20 protein-coding genes are annotated in these 18211 nt (G+C 74.0%); 8 read left to right on the top strand and 12 right to left on the bottom strand.

Annotated elements, in window-relative coordinates; genetic code table 11:
* Positions 1-45 precede the first annotated feature (45 nt).
* Entirely contained in the window at positions 46-1209 is a 1164-nt protein-coding gene (locus D7M15_RS20185) for an Mrp/NBP35 family ATP-binding protein (RefSeq protein ID WP_121521095.1), read from the top strand.
* A gap of 139 nt (positions 1210-1348) precedes the next feature.
* On the opposite strand, the gene D7M15_RS20180 is transcribed toward D7M15_RS20185, so the two are convergent.
* From D7M15_RS20180 to sigE, 5 genes are all read right to left on the bottom strand, one after another.
* A complete protein-coding gene (locus D7M15_RS20180) occupies positions 1349-2032 on the bottom strand; it encodes a hypothetical protein (RefSeq protein ID WP_121518797.1) in 684 nt (227 codons plus the stop codon).
* A gap of 161 nt (positions 2033-2193) precedes the next feature.
* Positions 2194-2673, bottom strand: coding sequence for a sec-independent translocase (locus D7M15_RS20175; RefSeq protein WP_121518796.1), 480 nt, complete (start codon positions 2671-2673; stop codon positions 2194-2196).
* Positions 2674-2806: 133 nt separating this feature from the next.
* Positions 2807-4399: a trypsin-like peptidase domain-containing protein gene (locus D7M15_RS20170; protein WP_121518795.1), complete on the bottom strand. Its 1593-nt coding sequence runs from the start codon at positions 4397-4399 to the stop codon at positions 2807-2809.
* A gap of 76 nt (positions 4400-4475) precedes the next feature.
* Positions 4476-5396: a hypothetical protein gene (locus tag D7M15_RS20165; protein WP_121518794.1), complete on the bottom strand. Its 921-nt coding sequence runs from the start codon at positions 5394-5396 to the stop codon at positions 4476-4478.
* Entirely contained in the window at positions 5393-6175 is a 783-nt protein-coding gene (sigE, locus tag D7M15_RS20160) for an RNA polymerase sigma factor SigE (RefSeq protein ID WP_121521093.1), read from the bottom strand. The genes D7M15_RS20165 and sigE overlap by 4 nt, the downstream gene beginning before the upstream one ends.
* 130 nt (positions 6176-6305) lie before the next feature.
* Between sigE and D7M15_RS20155 the strand changes: the two genes are divergently transcribed.
* On the top strand, positions 6306-6992 hold the full coding sequence (locus D7M15_RS20155; RefSeq protein WP_121518793.1) for an O-methyltransferase: 687 nt from the start codon (positions 6306-6308) through the stop codon (positions 6990-6992).
* A gap of 180 nt (positions 6993-7172) precedes the next feature.
* Here D7M15_RS20155 and D7M15_RS20150 read toward each other — a convergent pair whose 3' ends face one another.
* Positions 7173-7340 (bottom strand): DUF3117 domain-containing protein, encoded by a 168-nt coding sequence (locus D7M15_RS20150; protein WP_106965600.1) that lies wholly within the window; start codon positions 7338-7340, stop codon positions 7173-7175.
* Between the two features lie 322 nt (positions 7341-7662).
* Here D7M15_RS20150 and D7M15_RS20145 point away from each other — a divergent pair, with 322 nt between their 5' ends.
* The gene (locus tag D7M15_RS20145; RefSeq protein ID WP_121521091.1) at positions 7663-8451 is read left to right on the top strand and encodes an enoyl-CoA hydratase-related protein; all 789 of its coding nucleotides are present in this window, start codon (positions 7663-7665) and stop codon (positions 8449-8451) included.
* Positions 8452-8475: 24 nt separating this feature from the next.
* Here D7M15_RS20145 and D7M15_RS20140 read toward each other — a convergent pair whose 3' ends face one another.
* On the bottom strand, positions 8476-9102 hold the full coding sequence (locus D7M15_RS20140; protein ID WP_121518792.1) for a DNA-3-methyladenine glycosylase I: 627 nt from the start codon (positions 9100-9102) through the stop codon (positions 8476-8478).
* The gene (locus D7M15_RS20135) at positions 9089-9478 is read right to left on the bottom strand and encodes a DivIVA domain-containing protein (protein ID WP_121518791.1); all 390 of its coding nucleotides are present in this window, start codon (positions 9476-9478) and stop codon (positions 9089-9091) included. The genes D7M15_RS20140 and D7M15_RS20135 overlap by 14 nt, the downstream gene beginning before the upstream one ends.
* Before the next feature lie 331 nt (positions 9479-9809).
* Between D7M15_RS20135 and folP the strand changes: the two genes are divergently transcribed.
* On the top strand, positions 9810-10676 hold the full coding sequence (gene folP, locus D7M15_RS20130) for a dihydropteroate synthase (protein ID WP_121518790.1): 867 nt from the start codon (positions 9810-9812) through the stop codon (positions 10674-10676).
* Between the two features lie 93 nt (positions 10677-10769).
* Here folP and D7M15_RS20125 read toward each other — a convergent pair whose 3' ends face one another.
* Positions 10770-11546, bottom strand: coding sequence for a TIGR00730 family Rossman fold protein (locus tag D7M15_RS20125; RefSeq protein ID WP_121518789.1), 777 nt, complete (start codon positions 11544-11546; stop codon positions 10770-10772).
* Positions 11547-11661: 115 nt separating this feature from the next.
* The gene (gene dapE, locus D7M15_RS20120) at positions 11662-12741 is read right to left on the bottom strand and encodes a succinyl-diaminopimelate desuccinylase (RefSeq protein WP_121518788.1); all 1080 of its coding nucleotides are present in this window, start codon (positions 12739-12741) and stop codon (positions 11662-11664) included.
* A gap of 40 nt (positions 12742-12781) precedes the next feature.
* On the opposite strand from dapE, the gene D7M15_RS20115 reads away from it, so the two are divergent.
* Both D7M15_RS20115 and D7M15_RS20110 read left to right on the top strand, forming a co-directional pair.
* Complete coding sequence (locus tag D7M15_RS20115) at positions 12782-13810, top strand: heavy metal transporter (RefSeq protein WP_121521089.1); 1029 nt, start codon at positions 12782-12784, stop codon at positions 13808-13810.
* Positions 13811-14014: 204 nt separating this feature from the next.
* Positions 14015-14335, top strand: a complete 321-nt coding sequence (locus D7M15_RS20110) for an ATP-binding protein (protein WP_121518787.1) — start codon at positions 14015-14017, stop codon at positions 14333-14335.
* A gap of 146 nt (positions 14336-14481) precedes the next feature.
* On the opposite strand, the gene dapC is transcribed toward D7M15_RS20110, so the two are convergent.
* Together dapC and fdxA are read right to left on the bottom strand one after the other, a co-directional pair.
* Positions 14482-15579: a succinyldiaminopimelate transaminase gene (gene dapC / locus D7M15_RS20105; protein ID WP_121521087.1), complete on the bottom strand. Its 1098-nt coding sequence runs from the start codon at positions 15577-15579 to the stop codon at positions 14482-14484.
* 81 nt (positions 15580-15660) lie between these two features.
* Positions 15661-15987 carry a ferredoxin gene (gene fdxA, locus D7M15_RS20100; RefSeq protein ID WP_121518786.1) on the bottom strand — a complete coding sequence of 109 codons (327 nt, stop codon included), beginning with the start codon at positions 15985-15987 and terminating at the stop codon, positions 15661-15663.
* Between the two features lie 136 nt (positions 15988-16123).
* On the opposite strand from fdxA, the gene D7M15_RS20095 reads away from it, so the two are divergent.
* Positions 16124-17290, top strand: a complete 1167-nt coding sequence (locus tag D7M15_RS20095; protein WP_121518785.1) for a GNAT family N-acetyltransferase — start codon at positions 16124-16126, stop codon at positions 17288-17290.
* 15 nt (positions 17291-17305) lie between these two features.
* Complete coding sequence (locus tag D7M15_RS20090; RefSeq protein ID WP_121518784.1) at positions 17306-18178, top strand: transglutaminase-like domain-containing protein; 873 nt, start codon at positions 17306-17308, stop codon at positions 18176-18178.
* Positions 18179-18211 lie beyond the last annotated feature (33 nt).

Genomic DNA, 18211 nt, shown 5'->3' with positions numbered 1-18211 from the left:
GTCCTCGCTTTCCACGGCGGGCCACGGGAGCCGTACCATTTCGGCATGGCTACCGACACGCCCTCAGACGCCACCCCCACGGAAGACGCGGTCCGTGCCGCGCTCGCGACGGTGAACGACCCGGAGATCCACCGGCCGATCACCGACCTGGGGATGGTCAAATCCATCGACATCGCGGACGGCGGCGCCGTCGCGGTCGGGATCTATCTGACCGTGTCCGGGTGCCCGCTGCGCGAGACGATCACCGCGAACGTCACCGAGGCCGTCCAGGGCGTGGCCGGTGTCACCGGCGTCAGCGTCGAGCTGGACGTGATGAGCGACGAGCAGCGCCGCGAGCTGCGCGACTCGCTGCGCGGCGGCAAGCCGGAGCGGGAGGTGCCGTTCGCGCAGCCCGGTTCGCTGACCCGCGTCTACTGCGTGGCGTCCGGCAAGGGCGGCGTGGGCAAGTCCTCGGTCACGGTGAACCTGGCGGCGGCGATGGCGGCCGACGGGATCAAGGTCGGCGTCGTGGACGCCGACATCTACGGCCACTCCGTGCCGCGCATGCTCGGCACCGACGACGCCCGGCCCACCCAGGTCGAGGACATGATCATGCCGCCGTCGGCGAACGGCGTGAAGGTCATCTCCATCGGCATGTTCACGCCCGGCAACGCCCCCGTCGTATGGCGCGGCCCGATGCTGCACCGCGCCCTCCAGCAGTTCCTCGCGGACGTCTTCTGGGGCGACCTGGACGTGCTGCTGCTGGACCTGCCGCCCGGCACGGGCGACATCGCGATCTCCGTGGCGCAGCTCGTGCCGAACGCCGAGATCCTCGTCGTCACCACCCCGCAGCAGGCCGCGGCGGAGGTCGCGGAGCGGGCCGGTTCGATCGCCGTGCAGACCCACCAGAAGATCGTCGGCGTGATCGAGAACATGGCCGGACTGCCCTGCCCGCACTGCGACGAGATGGTCGACGTCTTCGGTACGGGCGGCGGCGAGCGCGTCGCGGAGGGGCTCACCCGGAGCACCGGCGCCCACGTCCCGGTCCTCGGCTCCATCCCGATCGACGTACGGCTGCGCGAGGGCGGCGACGACGGGAAGCCCGTGGTCCTCAGCGACCCGGACTCCCCCGCGGGTGCGGCGATCCGCTCCATGGCGGGCAAGCTGGGCGGCCGCGAACGCGGCCTGGCGGGCATGTCGCTGGGGCTGACGCCGAGCAACAAGTTCTGACCGTTCCGCGCTGGAACGGTCGGCGCCGACCGTTCCCGTCCGGCCCCGGACGGACGTGTGGCGGCGGTGGCCCCCGGGGCCCGACCGCCGCCACGTCGCGCACCCGTCCGGTGCGAGGAGACGTACGCGCGTACGCGGTTCAGCGCACGTAGTCCCCGATCTCCTTGATCACGGAGAAGCCGAGGCCGTACGCGCTCATCCCGCGCCCGTACGCGCCGAGCAGCACACCGTCCCCGGCCGCGCCCGCCAGCACCCAGCCGTACTCCGACTCGCGGTAGTGGAACTCGGTCGCCACCCCGTCCACCGGCAGCGAGAGCCCGGACCAGTCCGGGGCGGCCAGGTCGTCCGCCAACTCCCAGGCGATCGCGGTCTGCTGGTCCAGCCAGTCCTGCCGCAGCGAACGCTCCATCTCGGTGGGCCAGGTGCGGGACAGCAGCCCCGAACCGGCGAGCCAGGCCACCGTCGACACGGACGAGGCGTCGAGCACGCCGGTGCCGTCCGCGCTGCGCCGTACGGGGCGGCTGGCGACCGTCACGACCACCACGAAGCGGCCGTTCTCCGGGCCGACCTCCAGCCGGAGCGAGGGCTCGTCCCCGTGGCCGGTGGAGCCGTGCTCGACCGTGCCGTCGGAGGTGGCACCGACCTGGTTCAGCCAGCGGGGCCCCGTGAACGCCTCGTCGAGGCCGTACCAGGGGAACGCCGCCTTGAGATAGCCGTCCACCGAACGGCGTCCCGCGGACTCGTCACCCGTGGCGGTCGCCGCTCCGTCGCCCGGCGTGCCGCCGGGCGCTCCCTGCGGTCCTACGCGACTCGTCGTCTCCATCTGCGCGACGCCTCCTAGTTGCCCCGTGCCATGGACGGCCGCCCCCCTCGGACGGCCCGACCCCGGACACAGGGAGAATAGCCACCCGCAACGGCCGTGTCGGGCATGACCGGTGATACGCGCCCGGATAACGACTCCAGCGGAGGGCGGGATGTCCTGTTTCAGGTGGCGTCGGAGTCGAAGGGCGGCGGCTCGTCCTTGGCGGTACGAGTCGGTTCGCCCTTCGTCAGGTTCGGCCGCGACGCGGTGCTGTCCGCGCCCTCCGCGCCGGTGCCGCCGCCGCTGCCACCGGCCGTCCCGGAACCGTTCGCGGTGTCCTTGCCGTTCACCGCGTCGGTCACCTCGGCCAGGTCTTTCCGCAGGTCGAAGCCGTTACGGATCTCCTTGATGCCCAGGTCGTCGTTGTCCATCAGATGCTTGCGGGCGAAGGTCTTCGGGTTGAGGTCCTCGAACTCGAAGTCCTTGAACTCCGGGCCCAGTTCGGTCCGGATGTCCTCCTTCGCGTTGTCCGAGAACTGTCGGACCTTGCGAATGAATCCCGTCACATCCTGAATCATCTTGGGCAGTTTGTCCGGGCCGAACACCAAAATCGACAGAATGATCAGCGCGATCAGCTCGAGGGGTCCTATGTCGAAGAACACCTGACAGCTCCCTCTCTACGTCCACGCCTGTCCTGCCCGGAGTCACGGTACCCCAGCGGACCGCCCGCGGACCGGGTCGATCGTTCAGAAACAGGCACCCGTACCGGCCGGTCCCCGCACCTCGTCGGGCACCTCACCGGCCGCTCGCCGTACCGAGCTTGAGGCGTACGGACTTCTCCTTGCCGTCCCGTTCCAGCCGAAGGCCCAGCACGTCGCCGGGGCGGTGGCTGCGGATCTTGACGATCAGCTCCTCGCCGCTGTTCACCCGCTGGCCGTCCACCTCGGTGATCAGGTCGCCCGCGCGGATACCCGCCTTGTCACCGGGGCCGTCGGGGGTCACCGGCTCGCTGCCGCTGCCCTTGTCCACGACGCGGGCGCCGTTGCCCGCGTACGCCATGTCGAGCGTCACGCCGATCACGGGGTGGATCGCCTTGCCCGTGTTGATCAGCTCCTCCGCGACCCGCTTCGCCTGGTTCACCGGGATGGCGAAGCCCAGGCCGATGCTGCCGCCCTGGGTGTCGCCGGGCGCCTGCTGGCCTTCGGCGGCGGCCTTTATGGCGCTGTTGATCCCGATGACGCGGCCCTTGTGGTCGACCAGCGGGCCACCGGAGTTGCCGGGGTTGATCGACGCGTCCGTCTGGAGCGCGTCCACGTAGCTCATGTCGCTGGCGCCGTCCTCGCCACCAGCCGTGATGGGCCGCTCCTTGGCGCTGATGATGCCCGTGGTGACCGTGCCGTCCAGGCCGAAGGGGGCGCCGATGGCGATCACCGGGTCCCCGACCCGTACGGACTCGGAGTTGCCCAGCGGCAACGGGTCCAGCCCGGAGACGCCCTCGACGCGGACGACCGCCAGGTCGTACCCGCCGTCGCGGCCGACGACCTCGGCCTCGGCGGTCTCGCCGCCGTTGAACGTGACCTGGACCTTGCCGCCGTTCCCCGCGGGCTCCACCACGTGGTTGTTGGTGAGGATGTGGCCCTTGTCGTCCAGCACGAAGCCGGTGCCGGTGCCCTCGCTGCCGCCACCGCGCACGTTGATGGTGACGACGCCCGGCAGGACCGCCTCGGCGATCCCGGGCACGCTGCCGGGCGCGCGGCCGGTCTTCTCCGCGGGGGCCTGCGCCAGCTCGACGTCGCCGAAGCCGCCCTGGCGCTCCACGTACGCCCCGGCGGCGCCGCCGAGACCGCCCGCGAGCAGCGCCAGCAGGACCGCGCCGATGACGGCGCGGCGGCGGCCGGAGCGGCGGGGCTCCTCGGGGGCGGCGTGGGGCGCGGCCCAGGGGTCGTAGCCGAGCCAGGGGGACTGCGGGAAGCCCTGTGCCTCGGGCGGCGCGGCGGCCTGCGCCGGTGCCGCACCCGGGAGTTGCCCGGTCCGCCCCGGCGTGGCGGCCTGCGCGGGCGGGTGCGGTCCGGCGGCCGCGGTGCCCTGCGCGGGGGTCGTGCCACCGCCGGGCGGCGGGCCGGGGCGCTGCACGGGGGGTGCGGGCGCCCACGGGCCGGGGCCGCCGTACGGCGGTGTGTGGTACGGGTCCTCGGCGTGCAGCGGCCGCGGGGCAGTCCCACCCGGGCCGCCGGGCGCCCCGGCTGGCGCGGACGGTCCGGGCGGCGGCGTGGCGGCCTCGGGCGGCGGCATCCCGCCGTCACCGCTCACGCCGCCGTACGGCTCGTCAACGGAGGCCCTGCGTGGGCGGCTCCACCACTTCGGCCGGGTGGCCTTCCCCTCGTCCATGCTCTCCCCATCGTTCTCCGCGCCTGGCACAGGATTCAACCAGGTCCACGGGGGCCGGGCCCAGCGAGGCGGGCGATCAGCGCTCCGGGGTGACCGCCGACGTGGCGGGCGAGGGCGCCGGGGCCTTCGGCGCGGGGGTGCGGCCCGGCACCGCGTCCAGCGGCGTCCGCTTCTCCGCCGCCAGAGCCCGGGACAGCGATGGCGGCCCCGGCAGCGAGGGCGTGAAGGCCGACGAACCGCGCATCAGCGGATGGTCTCGCATGGGCTCCGACATCCCGGCCACCAGCTGCGTCCGTACGGACTGGCTGGCCGCCGGACGCGGCGACGCGGTGGCCGCGCGCTGCTGCCCGGACTCGCCGCCGCCCCGGCGGCGGGACTCCCGCTCGGCGGCCGCGGGCGACGTGGGCGCACGGGTCGGGCCCGCCGAGGCACCACCGCGCTCCCCCGCCGCGACCGGCGAGCCCCCGGCCGAGCCGGAGTTGAGCGGGCCGCTCAGCGCGAGGGCCGCGACGGAGAACGCGCCCGCCGCGACGAACGCGAACCGGCGTCCCCGTGACGGCGCCCGCTCCGGCTCGTGCGCGCGATGTATCCGGAAGCCGCGGTCCGGGGTGAGCACGCTGGCGCCACGCCCGCCCGGGAAGTAGTCGAGGGCCAGCGGGGGCCGGGTGCGGCGCAGGACGCCGGGAAGGGAACCGCGTTCCTCGTCGTCGTCGCCGAGGGTCCCCCCGGAACCCGGGCCGGAGCCGGGGTCGCCGCCCGCCGGCAGCCCCTGGAGACGCGCCAGCAGGCCGTCCGAGGGGGGCGGCGGCGCGGCGTCCGCGAAGACGTTCTTCAGGCGGCGCTGGGCGTCGGCTTCGGCCTTACAGCTCCAGCAGGTGGCCAGGTGCGACAGGACGCGCTCGCGCGCGTCGTGCCCCAACTCGCCGTCCACGAGTGCCGCCAGACGGTCGCCGAGATGCTCCTCGGCGGGCGTCAGGCCGTTGTCGGCGCCGTTCACTCCGCCACGACCTCCTCCGTCAGCGCGCCCGGCACCGCCGGGATGACGGCTCTCAGCGCGCGCTGCTGCTCGGCGCGCGCCGCGGGAGAGCGGTGCTTCAGCGCCTTGCGCAGGTGCGACCGCCCGCGGTGGATACGGCTGCGCACCGTGCCGAGCTTCACGCCGAGGGTGGCGGCGATCTCCTCGTACGACAGGCCCTCGATGTCGCAGAGGACCACCGCCGCCCGGAACTCGGGCGCCAGGGTGTCGAGTGCCTGCTGCACGTCGGCGTCGAAGTGCGTGTCGTTGAAGTGCTGCTGCGGGGTGGGCTCCCGGCTGGGCAGCCGCTCGGCGGCGTCGTCCGCGAGCGCGTCGAAACGGATGCGCTGCTTGCGGCGCACGGTGTCCAGGAAGAGGTTGGTCGTGATGCGGTGCAGCCAGCCCTCGAAGGTGCCGGGGGTGTACGTCGACAGGGAGCGGAAGACGCGGACGAAGACCTCCTGGGTGAGGTCCTCGGCGTCGTGCTGGTTCCCCGTCAGGCGGTACGCCAGCCGGTAGACCCGGGCGCTGTGCGTGCTGACGATCTCCTCCCAGGTGGGAGGGGTCCACGTCGGGGAATCCGCATCGGTGTCGAAAGTCGCGGTCGCGGCGGAGTCGGCTGGGTGGACGTGGTCAGCATTGTTGGTCACGGATTTCGGCTCGTCCGCCGACCAGCGAAAGCGCCGAAGCACTCCCCGGCCCCCGGCCGCAGCCGCACCTCCCCTGTCGGCTCTGGTGGTGTCCAGTGGAGCCCCTACCATAGCCACCTCGCCCGTTAGCTCCGGATAAGCAGAATTGACCTGCATTTGCGACTCGCTTCTCGTCCATTCACCCACTCTCCCAACGCCCGGTCCCACCGACGGGTTCCCGGGGCAGCCGATACAGTCTCGGTTGCGTCGACCACGGGGACGGGAGAGGGCCATTAGCGGCAACCGGCAGACGAGCTGGGCGTTCGCCGACGCGTACTCCTCCGAGCTGGTCGAGAACGCCGAGGGCGCCGCGCTCCGCTGGGCCCGCGACCGCGCGCGCGAGGCGGGACTGTCCTCGGTCTCGTCGGCCACCGGCGCCGCTCTCCGGCTGCTCGCCGCCACCGCCGACGCCAAGGCGGTGGCCGAGATCGGCACGGGCACCGGCGTCTCGGGAATTTACCTGTTGCGGGGCATGCGCCCCGACGGCGTGCTGACCACGGTCGACATCGAGCCGGAGCGGCAGCAATTCGCGCGCCAGGCATTCCGCGGCGCCGGATTCGCGGGCAACCGCGCGCGGTTCATTCCGGGCCGCGCCCTGGATGTGCTGCCGCGCCTCGCGGACGGCGGTTATGACCTCGTCTTCTGTGACGGTGACCGCATGGAATACCCCGATTACCTCGGTGAATCCCTGCGCCTGCTGCGGACCGGCGGCCTCGTCTGCTTCGAGGGCGTCTTCGCCGACGGCCACACCGTGGACTCCGGCGTCCAGCGCAGCGAGGTGATCCGGCTGCGCGAGGTGCTGCGGACCGTACGGGAGAGCGCCGCGCTGGCCGTCTCGCTGCTGCCGGTGGGCGACGGGCTGCTGTGCGCCGTCAAACAGGGCCGCTGACGCCCGTACGCCGCCGGGACGACCCACGGATGCGCGGGCCCCACGAGCCCCGGAGGCGCCGGGCCCGCGGGTGCGCAATCTCACGCGGCCCGCGCCGTCCCCACCGTCCCGTCCCGCCCCCGGACAAGGCGGAGCCCCGGGGCGTCTGCACGCTCCGGGGCAGCCCGATGGTCACAGGTGTCAGCCGCAGACCTTCTTCAGCTCCTCGCCGAGCGCCACCGCCTCGTCCGGGGTCAGCTCGACGACGAGTCGCCCACCGCCTTCGAGAGGAACGCGCATGACGATGCCCCGCCCCTCCTTGGTCACCTCGAGCGGGCCGTCGCCCGTTCGCGGCTTCATGGCCGCCATGCTCGTTCCCCTTCCTGAAACCAGCTCATCGTCAGCCGACGGCCTCCGTAGGCACGTGTGACCGGCATCGAACACATTGCTTCCCACCCATTATCCCGCATGCCGTGACCCGATGACCAACAGCGGTCTGCATCCCTTCGGCAACGCTCCCTCCCAAACCACCCCAATCCGGCGATCAAGCCCTGCTCCGGCTCGACGTTCCGCTTCCGGGCACCCGTCGCCCGTACGTCGCGGACCGCGCGGGAGCCCGCGCGCGTCACGGGGTCCGGCGGGCGGCGGGACCGTCTTCCGGCTCCCGGTGATCTGGGCCATGCTGTGGCGCATGGCCGACACCGTGCTCTACGACCTCACCGAGGGTCTCGCGACGATCACCCTGAACCGCCCGGACGCAATGAACGCGCTCGACCACGAGACGAAGGAGGCGTTGCGCGACGCGCTGCGGACGGCGGCGGACGCGGAGGACGTACGGGCCGTGCTGCTGACCGCGAACGGCCGCGCGTTCTGCGTCGGGCAGGACCTCAAGGAGCACGTCGGGGCGCTGCGCGAGCGGGGCGGCAACGCGCTGACCACCGTGCACGACCACTACAACCCGATCACCCTGGCGATCGCCGGGATGGCGAAGCCCGTGGTGGCCGCCGTCAACGGCGTCGCGGCGGGCGCGGGCGCCGGGTTCGCGCTCGCGGCGGACTACCGGCTGATGGCCGACACCGCCGCGTTCAACACGTCCTTCGCGGGGGTCGCGCTCACCGCCGACTCGGGGATGTCGTGGACGCTGCCGCGGCTGATCGGGACCGCGCGCGCGACGGAGCTGCTGCTGTTCCCCCGCAACGTCAAGGCGCCAGAGGCGCTCGAACTGGGCCTGACCAACCAGGTGGTGGCCGCCGACGAGCTGGCCGCCGAGGCGGAGGCGGTGGCACGACGGCTGGCGTCGGGCCCGACGGTGGCGTACGCCGCGCTCAAGGAGTCGCTGGCGTACGGCGCGTCGCACTCGCTGGCCGAGACGCTCGAGAAGGAGGCGGCGCTCCAGGTCCTCGCCGGCGGGTCGGCGGACCACGCCCTCGCGGTGCGGGCGTTCGTGGACAAGGAGCAGCCCCGGTACACCGGGCGCTGACCCCCGTACGTCAACAGGCGTCGGTCAACAGGCGTCGCGCGCGCAGCAGTCCGCGAGGTGGTCGTTGACCAGGCCGCACGCCTGCATGAGGGCGTACGCCGTGGTGGGGCCGACGAAGCGGAAGCCGTGCTTCTTGAGCGCCTTCGACAGCGCGGTCGACTCCGGGGTGATCGCGGGTACGTCGCTCAGCGCGCGCGGCGCGGGGCGGTCCGCCGGGTCGGGCGCGAACGACCAGATCAGCGCGTCCAGTTCGCCCGGGGGCAGCGCGGCGGCGACGCGGGCGTTGGCGACGGTGGCGGCGATCTTCGCGCGGTTGCGGATGATGCCCGTGTCGCCGAGCAGCCGCTCCTCGTCCGCCGCCGTGAACGCCGCCACCACCGGAATCCGGAAGCCGCCGAACGCGGCCCGGAACCCCTCGCGGCGGCGCAGGATCGTCAGCCACGACAGCCCGGACTGGAACGCCTCCAGGCTCATCCGCTCGTAGAGCGCGTCGTCGCCGTGGACGGCGCGGCCCCACTCGTCGTCGTGGTACGCCGTGTAGTCCGCGGCGGAGAGCCCCCACGGGCAGCGCGGGCGGCCGTCCGGACCCGGCAGCGCGCCGCCCCCGGCGTCCGGCGCGTCCGGTGCTCCCGTGTCGTCAGTGCTCGTCACGCCGTCTCTCCTCCACGCCCTCGAACAGGTCCGTACGCCCCATGGCCGCCGCCTGCGCGCCCGCCAGCGCGGACTCCAACTCGGCGATGCGCGCGTCCCGTTCGGCCAGCTCGGCGCCCAGCCGGTCGAGCACCTCGTCGACCTCGCGCATGCGGTACCCGCGGGCGGCCAGCGGCAGCCGGAGCGTGTCCACGTCCGCGCGGCCCACCGGGCGGTGGTCCGGGAGCGGGTCGTCCAGGCGGTCCGGCGGCACGTCGGTCAGTCCCCCGACCGCGGCGCCGTCCGGGTCGTGGCCGTCGCCGCTGCCGAGCACCGCGAGCGTGACCGCGGCGACCACCACGACGAGCGAGATCAACAAGAACCAGAACACGGCCATCTCCCCGAGGTCCGACGGATTGTGCGGCTGCCCATGGTGTCCGATCGTCCCACGCGGCACCGACAGCCGGACATCGCCCGGACATCGCCCAGGTGGTGTCCGGGCGGTCTTCGCGGGGTGGCTCGCGGCGTCGGACGCGGTGCATCGCAAGGCGGAGGATCGTCCTCGTACCGGGCCGTACACGGACGACTCCGACAACGCCGCGAGGTGCCGTGGCCGTCGTCGCGAGCCCGAGAAGATCGCCCGGACATCGCCTAGGGTCGGCAGCGGTGCCCGGGGAGAGGGCACCGGGCAGCCGTCACGTGGTGGCGGCGCGAGCGAGAGGACGGCGATGCTGCGCCTGGGGACACGCGAGTTCGGCGTGAACGAGCCGGTGATCATGGCGATCGTCAACCGGACGCCGGACTCCTTCTACGACCGCGGCGCCACGTTCCGCGACGAGCCCGCGCTGGACCGCGTCGAGCAGGCGGTGGCGGAGGGCGCCGCCGTCATCGACATCGGCGGCGTGAAGGCCGGTCCCGGCGACGAGGTGACGGTCGCGGAGGAGGCGCGCCGTACGGTCGGCTTCGTGGCCGAGGTGCGGCGGCGCCACCCGGACGTGGTGATCAGCGTGGACACGTGGCGGCACGAGGTCGGTGAGGCGGTCTGCGCCGCCGGTGCCGACCTGCTCAACGACGCCTGGGGCGGCGCCGATCCGAAGCTCGCGGAGGTGGCCGCGCGGTACGGCGCCGGGCTGGTGTGCACGCACGTCGGCACCGCGGAGCCGCGTACCCGCCCGCACCGGGTGGCGTACGAGGGCGGCGACGTGATGGCCGACATCCTGCGGGTGACGCTGGGGTTGGCGGAACGGGCCGCCGGGCTGGGCGTGCGCCGGGACGGGATCATGATCGACCCGGGGCACGACTTCGGGAAGTCGACGCGGCACTCGCTGGACGCCACCCGGCGGCTGGGCGAGATGACCGCGACGGGCTGGCCGGTGCTGGTGTCGCTGTCCAACAAGGACTTCGTCGGGGAGACGTTGGACCGGCCGCTGAAGGAGCGGCTGGTCGGGACGCTCGCGACGACCGCCGTGTCCGCGTGGCTCGGCGCCCGCGTGTACCGCGTGCACGAGGTCGACGAGACCCGCCAGGTGCTGGACATGGTGGCGTCCCTCGCCGGCCACCGGCCCCCGGCGGTGGCCCGGCGCGGCCTGGCCTGACGTACGGGCTCGGGGCGCGTACGGGCGCGGGCGCGCCGCCGGGCGTACGGGCGCGGCCACCGTACGGGCGCCGCGCCCCGGCCCCGGCCGTCGCTACACGGGGCTGCCGCCCGCCTCCTTGGTCACCAGCGCCACGGCCTCGTCCAGGTCGTCCGTGACGTGGAACAGCTCCATGTCCTTCGCGGACGCCTTGCCCGTGGCCGCCACGGAGTCGCGCAGCCAGTCGATGAGGCCCTGCCAGTACGCGGTGCCGAGCAGCACGATCGGGAAGCGGGTGACCTTCTTCGTCTGCACCAGCGTGACCGCCTCGAACAGCTCGTCCAGCGTGCCCATGCCGCCGGGCAGCACCACGAAGCCGGTGGCGTACTTCACGAACATGGTCTTCCGCACGAAGAAGTAGCGGAAGTTGACGCCGATGTCGACGTACTGGTTGAGGCCCTGCTCGAAGGGCAGCTCGATGCCGAGGCCGACGGAGGTGCCGCCCGCCTCCAGGGCGCCCTTGTTGGCGGCCTCCATCGCGCCCGGACCGCCGCCGGTGATCACCGCGAACCCGGCCTCCGCGAGGCGGCGGCCGACCTGCACGCCCGACTCGTACTCGGGCGAGTCCACGGGCGTACGCGCGGAGCCGAACACGCTGACGGCCGGGCCGAGTTCGGTGAGGGCGCCGAAGCCCTCCACGAACTCGGACTGGATGCGCATGACGCGCCAGGGGTCCTGGTGGACGAAGTCCGAGGACCCGGCGGTGTCGAGCAGCCGCTGGTCGGTGGTGCCCTCCTGCATGTGCCCGCGACGGCGTACCACCGGCCCGAGTCGCTGCTCCCGCGGCTCCCGCCCGCCCCGCTCCTCCTGCTGTTCCTCGGGCCTGCTCATGCCGTGCTCCCCTCTGCCGCCGATCTTCCGGCAAGGGTACGCAGTCGCGGGTGACGGGCGGCGCACCTCCCGTGGGCGGGAGGGCGTACGCGGGTCCACGACGTACGGGGTCCGCTCAGCCCGTGAGCCAGTCGCGCAGCGCCGCCTCGCAGTGCAGCACCGTCTCCGTACGGACGTGCTCGTCCCGCTTGTGCGCCAGGTTCGGGTCGCCCGGCCCGTAGTTGACGGCGGGCACGCCCAGGGCGCTGAACCGGGACACGTCCGTCCACCCGTACTTCGGCTTCGGCTCGCCGCCGACCGCCGCCACGAACGCGGCCGCCGCCGGGTGCGCCAGCCCCGGCAGCGCGCCGGGCGAGCTGTCGGCGACGGTCAGCTCCGCCACCCCGCACCCCGCGAACACCTCGCGCACGTGCGCGAGCGCCTCCTCGGGGCTGCGGTCGGGCGCGTAGCGGAAGTTGACGGTGACGACGCACTCGTCCGGGATGACGTTGCCCGCGACACCGCCCTCGACGCGGACGGCGTTCAGCCCCTCGCGGTACTCCAACCCGTCGATCACCCGGCGCCTCGGCTCGTACGCGGCGAGCCGGGCCAGTACGGGCTCCGCCGCGTGGATCGCGTTGACGCCGAGCCAGCCGCGCGCGGAGTGGGCGCGGGTCCCCTCCGTACGGAGCAGGACCCGGAGGGTGCCCTGGCAGCCGCCCTCGACCTGGCCGCTGGAGGGTTCGAGGAGGACGGCGAAGTCGCCCGCGAGCCAGTCGGGGTGGGCGGCGGCGAGGTGGCCGAGGCCGTTCAGGCTGGCGTCGACCTCCTCGTTGTCGTAGAAGACGAAGGTCAGGTCGCGCAGGGGCGCGGGCACGGTGGCGGCGACGCGCAGCTGCACGGCGACGCCGGACTTCATGTCGCTGGTGCCGCAGCCCCACAGGACGCCGTCGTCGTCGAGGCGGGACGGGACGTTGTCGGCGGCGGGCACGGTGTCGATGTGCCCGGCGAGGATGACGCGTTCGGCGCGGCCCAGGTCCGTACGGGCCACGACGTTGTTGCCGTACCGGTCGACGCGCAGGTGCGGCAGGTCCCGCAACGCGGCCTCCACGGCGTCCGCGAGGGGCTTCTCGGCGCCGCTCTCGGAGGGGAAGTCGACGAGCTGCGCCGTGAGCGCGGCCGCGTCCTGCTCCAGGTCAAGTCCCTTGTACGACATGGCCACACCCTAGTCGCGGCGCACCGGTACCTTGGACCCCGTGTCAGCGACCTCCACTCCCCGACGGCGGCACGGCCGCGCACTCCGTGCCCTCGCCGCACTGGCCGTACTGCTCGGCGTCGCCGGTTACCTGGCGACGCAATACGTCATGGGCGGCGCGGGCCCCGCGCGGTGCACCGTGCGCGCGTCCGGGGAGGGCGAGGACGGCGACGGGGCGGAGTACCGGGTGCGGCCCGAGCAGGCGGTGAACGCCGCGACCATCGAGGCCGTCGCGTCCTCCCGCGAACTGCCGGAACGCGCCGTGACGATAGCCGTGGCGACCGCCATCCAGGAGTCCGGGCTGCGCAACATCTCGCACGGCGACCGCGACTCGCTGGGCCTCTTCCAGCAACGCCCCTCGCAGGGCTGGGGAAGCGAGCGGGAGATCCTCGACCCGGTGTACGCGTCGGGGAAGTTCTACGACCACCTGGTGGAGGTCCCGGGCTACTCCCGCCTCCCCCTCACCGTCGCCGCGCAGAAGGTGCAGCGCAGCGGCTTCCCGCAGGCGTACGCGAAGCACGAGGCGAACGCCGCGCTGCTCGCCTCCGCCCTCACCGGCCGCCGGGCGGCGGCGCTCAACTGCACGACGGGGCCCGGCGGGATCGACCGGGCGGGCGACCCGGAGGCCGTACGGAAGAAGCTGGCGCGGGAGTTCGGCGAGGACGTGCTGCGCGGGTCGGGCCCCCCGTCCGGCACGGCGGACACCCCGGCGGGCGGCGGCGAACAGCCGGGCGCGGAGCCGGTGGACGGCGGGGACACGGCGAACGGCGGGGACACCGCCGCGCGTACGGCCGCCACGGAGGCGGCCGACCCGGAGGTCGTACTGAGCGCGCCCACGCGGAAGCGCGGTTGGGAGCTGACGCACTGGGCGTTGGCGCACTGGGAGGAACTGCGCATCGACAAGATCGCGTACGACGGCCGCGAGTGGACGGCCGACCGGTCCGAGGAGGGCTGGCGCGAGACGGACGACGAAGAGGCGGGCGGCGGCCGGGAGTCCGTCGTACTGGGGCTGGCGACGGAGCCGTCGTAGCAGCGCACGGGGTGTGCGAGGGGCGTACGGGGAGCCGCGCGGCACGGGTGTCGCAAGACCGATAATGCGACGCGTTACCAATCCTTTACCGAGTTGGCCCGCAACTTTCGGCCCGCTCCACGCGATAGGCAGGGCGTTCCGGTCGACAGCGAGTACGGCCGCGAACGTACGGAACCACCACACCCTCGCCGTCAAAGGAGCAACATGTCCCTCCCCCTCACGCGCCGGATCGCCCAGGCCGCCCTGCTCGCCGCAGCGGGTGCCGCCTCCGTCGTCGGCGTGGCCGGTGCGGCGAGCGCCGCCGACCAGGCTTCCGGTCTGGGCGGACTGACCAACCTCGACAGCGCGGACGCCGGCGACACGCTCGACGGCACCACCAAGAACGCCACCGGCCTCGCCGGTCAGGCGGGCAAGGACGTGGTGGACTCCGGCGTCCCGGCGGCGACGAAGGTCGTGGGCGACACCGTCGAGGGCAACAACACCGAGTCGAACTCCGGTGGCCTGCCCGGCGGTCTGCCGCTCTGACGTACGGGATGTCCTGACGTACGGGACACGCGCGGCCCCGCGGGGTCCCGGCCACGGGACGACGCGGGCGCGACAGGGGCGAGGGGCCCGGGAGTTCGACTCCCGGGCCCCTCGTCCGCGTACGGGCGCACCCCGCGCCCCCGCGCCTACCCCGCGAGCCGCTTCACCGCCGCCTCGACCCGCTCGTCCGTCGCCGTGAACGCGACCCGCACGAAGCGCGCGCCCGCCTCCCCGTAGAACTCCCCCGGCGCGACCAGCACTCCGTGCCGGGCCAGGTCGCCCACGGTGTCCCAGCACGGTTCGTCGCGCGTCGCCCACAGGTACAGCGACGCCTCGCTGTGCTCGATCCGCAGGCCGTACGCCTCCAGCGCCCCGCGCAGCGCCGTACGCCGCTCCGCGTACCGCGCGCGCTGCTCCGCCACGTGCGCGTCGTCGCCCAACGCCGCGACGGCCGCGGCCTGTACGGGCGCGGGCGTCATCATCCCGCCGTGCTTGCGCAGCAGCAGCAGGTCACCGAGGACGGCCGCGTCGCCGACGGCGAACGCCGCCCGGTAACCGGCCAGGTTGGACCGCTTGGACAGCGAGTGGACGGCGACGATCCCCTCGTACGAGCCGCCGCACACGTCCGGGTGCAGCACCGACACCGGCTCGGTGTCCCAGCCCAGTTCGAGGTAGCACTCGTCGCTGACGAGCAGCACCCCGTGCGCGCGCGCCCAGGCCACCGCCGTACGCAGCTCGTCGGCGGAGAGCACACGCCCGGTGGGGTTGGACGGGGAGTTGAGCCAGAGCAGCCGCAACCCGGCCGGGTCCAGCTCCGTCACGTCGTCGTACGGCACCGGCTCCGCGCCGGCGGCGCGCGCACCCACCTCGTACGTCGGGTAGGCCAGCCTCGGGTGGGCGACGCGGTCGCCCGCGCCCAGGCCCAGCTGGGTCGGCAGCCAGGCGACCAGCTCCTTGGAGCCGACGACGGGCAGCACGTTCCCGTGCCCGACGCCCTCCGCGCCGAGTCGGCGCGCGCACCAGCCGGTGATCGCGTCGCGCAGGGCGGGCGTACCCCAGACGGTCGGGTAACCGGGGCTGTCCGCGGCGTCGGTGAGCGCGCGCCGGACCAGTGCGGGGACCGGGTCGACGGGGGTGCCCACCGACAGGTCGACGATGCCGCCCGCGTGGGCCGCGGCCGTCGCCTTGTACGGCTCCAGGCGGTCCCAGGGGAAGGCGGGCAGCCGGGCGGAGAGGGATGACACGGAGTTGCTCACTTTCTCTGGGAACGCAGCGGTCCCGTACGGACAGGCCGTACGGGACCGCCGGGCACGCCCGCCGTCAGGTCACTCGTCGTGGCTCTGCGGGGGCAGCGCGGCGATGAGGGGGTGGTCGCGCTCGATCAGGCCCAGCTTCGAGGCGCCGCCGGGCGAACCGAGGTCGTCGAAGAACTCGACGTTCGCCTTGTAGTAGTCCTTCCACTCCTCAGGAGTGTCGTCCTCGTAGAAGATCGCCTCGACCGGGCAGACCGGCTCGCAGGCACCGCAGTCGACGCATTCGTCCGGGTGGATGTACAAGGACCGCTGGCCCTCGTAAATGCAGTCGACGGGGCACTCCTCGATGCAGGCCTTGTCCTTAAGATCGACACAAGGCTCCGCGATGACGTAGGTCACGCTGTCGTTCCTCTCGATAGGGGCGGCGGAGCGAGTAAGGCCCTGCCGCGGGGCGCGCGGGAGCGCGGCGTCGTCGATGCCCGCACCCAGTATCCCCGGTCCCCGGCGTGCGACGAACAGGAGGGTGGGTGCAGCGGTGGAGTACACCACAGGCGGGCGCCTGGAGGTCCGCGTTTCCCCGGAGGATGTGGGGAAGCGCGTGTCCGTCCGGACCAGGACGGGCCCGGAGGAACCGAAGGCGGCCTTCACCGACACTGTAGGGGTTCTGACGTCGTGGTCGGAGGGCACCCTGCACGTCACGCGACGCGACGGGCGGAGCGTCGCCCTGCGCGAGGAGGCGCTGGTGGCGGGCAAGGTGGTGCCCGCCACGCCGGCGCGGCGGCGGGGCGTACCGGCGGCGGGCGCGTACGAGTTGCAGCGGGTCGCGGCGCGCGGCTGGCCCGCCGTCGAGACGGCGGCCCTCGGGGAGTGGACGCTGCGGGCGAGCCCCGTACGGGCGGCCGCCGCGCGGGAGGGCGCGCGCCCCGCGCCGCGTGAGGGCTTCACCTCGCGCGCCAACTCCGTACTGCCGCTGGGCGACCCGGGGGCGCCGCTGGACGAGGTGCTGCGGTATGTCGAGGGCTGGTACGCGGAACGGGGTCTGCCCGCGCGGTTCCAGGTCACGACGGGGCACGCCGGTACGGACGAGATGCTGGCCGCCGCGCTCGACGCGCGCGGCTGGACCGCCGAGCGGCACACCCTGATGCGTACGGGCGCCCTCGCGCCGCTGGCCGACCGGGCCCCGGACGCGCGGGTACGGCTGGACCGCCGCGTGAGCGCGGCGTGGCTGCGGGCGTACGGGCGGACGGGGGACGCGGGGGCACCGGCGGGGCCGGGCGGGGGCGCGGGGCGGGGCTCCGGCCCCGGTCCCGGAAGCGGCTCCGGTCCCGGCTCCGGCTCCGGCTCCGGCTCCGACGACGCCGTACGCGCGACCGCGACGCGCGTGCTGAGCGGCGGCCCCTCCGTCTGGTTCGCGACGGTCCCCGGGGAGGCGGACGGCGACGGGCCGCCCGCCGCCATCGGACGGTGCGTCGTGGACGGCCGCTGGGCCGGATTCTCAGCCGTGGAGGTCGCCCCCGCCCACCGGCGACGCGGTCTGGCGGGCGCCGTCATGGCGGAGCTGGCCCGTACGGCGCTCGCGGAGGGCGCCTCTGCCGCGTACCTCCAGGTGGAGACGGAGAACGCCGCGGCCCGCGCCCTCTACGACGGTCTCGGCTTCGCGGACCACCACGCCTACCACTACCGCCGCGCACCGCGGAACTGACGCCAGAGGTCCTCCATGACGAACGACAACCGGGAGCGCTTCCGCCGCGAGGCCACCGGCGAACGCCCCGACCTGGCACTGCTGTGCCTGCTGATAGGCAACGAACGGGACGCCGGGGCCCGGGACCCCGGGTGCCCCGACGCCGCCACCCCCGGCGGCGACGCCGCGATCGACGCGGCGCAGATCGAGTTGGACCGGCTCGCCGGGGAACTCCCCGCCGGGCTGCCGCCGGACGCGCCGCGGGCGTGGGCGGAGGCGCTGCGGCGGCTGCTCGGCGAGCGGTACGGCTTCCACGGCACCCCCGCAGACTACCGGCGCCTCGACTCCTCCCTCCTCCAGGCCGTGCTCGGCCGCCGCCGCGGGCTGCCGATCCTGCTCTCGGTGGTGTGGCTGGAGGTCGCCCGGCGGGCGGGCGCGCGGGTGTACGGGGTGGCGCTGCCCGGCCACTTCGTCGTCGCCTTCGGGGACCCGGACGGCGAACACGTACTGGCCGACCCGTACGCGGGCGGACGTACGCTCTCCGCACCCGACGTCGACCTGCTCGTCGCGCACGCCACCGGCGAACGCAGATCCGTGCCCCGCGCGCTGCTGCGCCCCGCCGACCCGCTGGAGACGGTGCTGCGGGTGCTGAACAACATCCGGGCGTGGGCGGCCGCACGGCCCGAGCACTCGGACGTACGCCTCTGGGCCCTCGAACTCGCGCTGCTCCTTCCCCACCACCCGCTGCGGCTGCGCCTGGAGCACGCGCAACTGCTCGTGGAACGCGGCGACTTCGTGGCGGGCGCGCGGGCGTTGGAGGAGTACGCGGACCTGGTGGCCGCGATGGAGCCCAGCTCGGCGGAGTCCGTACGGCGCGAGGCGCGCGCGGCACGGGCCCGGCTGAACTGAGCGCCGCCCGCACCGCGTTCCGACCGGCACACG

The organism is Streptomyces sp. Z26 (genome assembly GCF_003665095.1).
Taxonomy (GTDB): domain Bacteria; phylum Actinomycetota; class Actinomycetes; order Streptomycetales; family Streptomycetaceae; genus Streptomyces; species Streptomyces phytohabitans.
The sequence above is the reverse complement of the archived record's forward strand: the minus strand, read 5'-3'. Positions and strand labels throughout refer to the sequence as shown.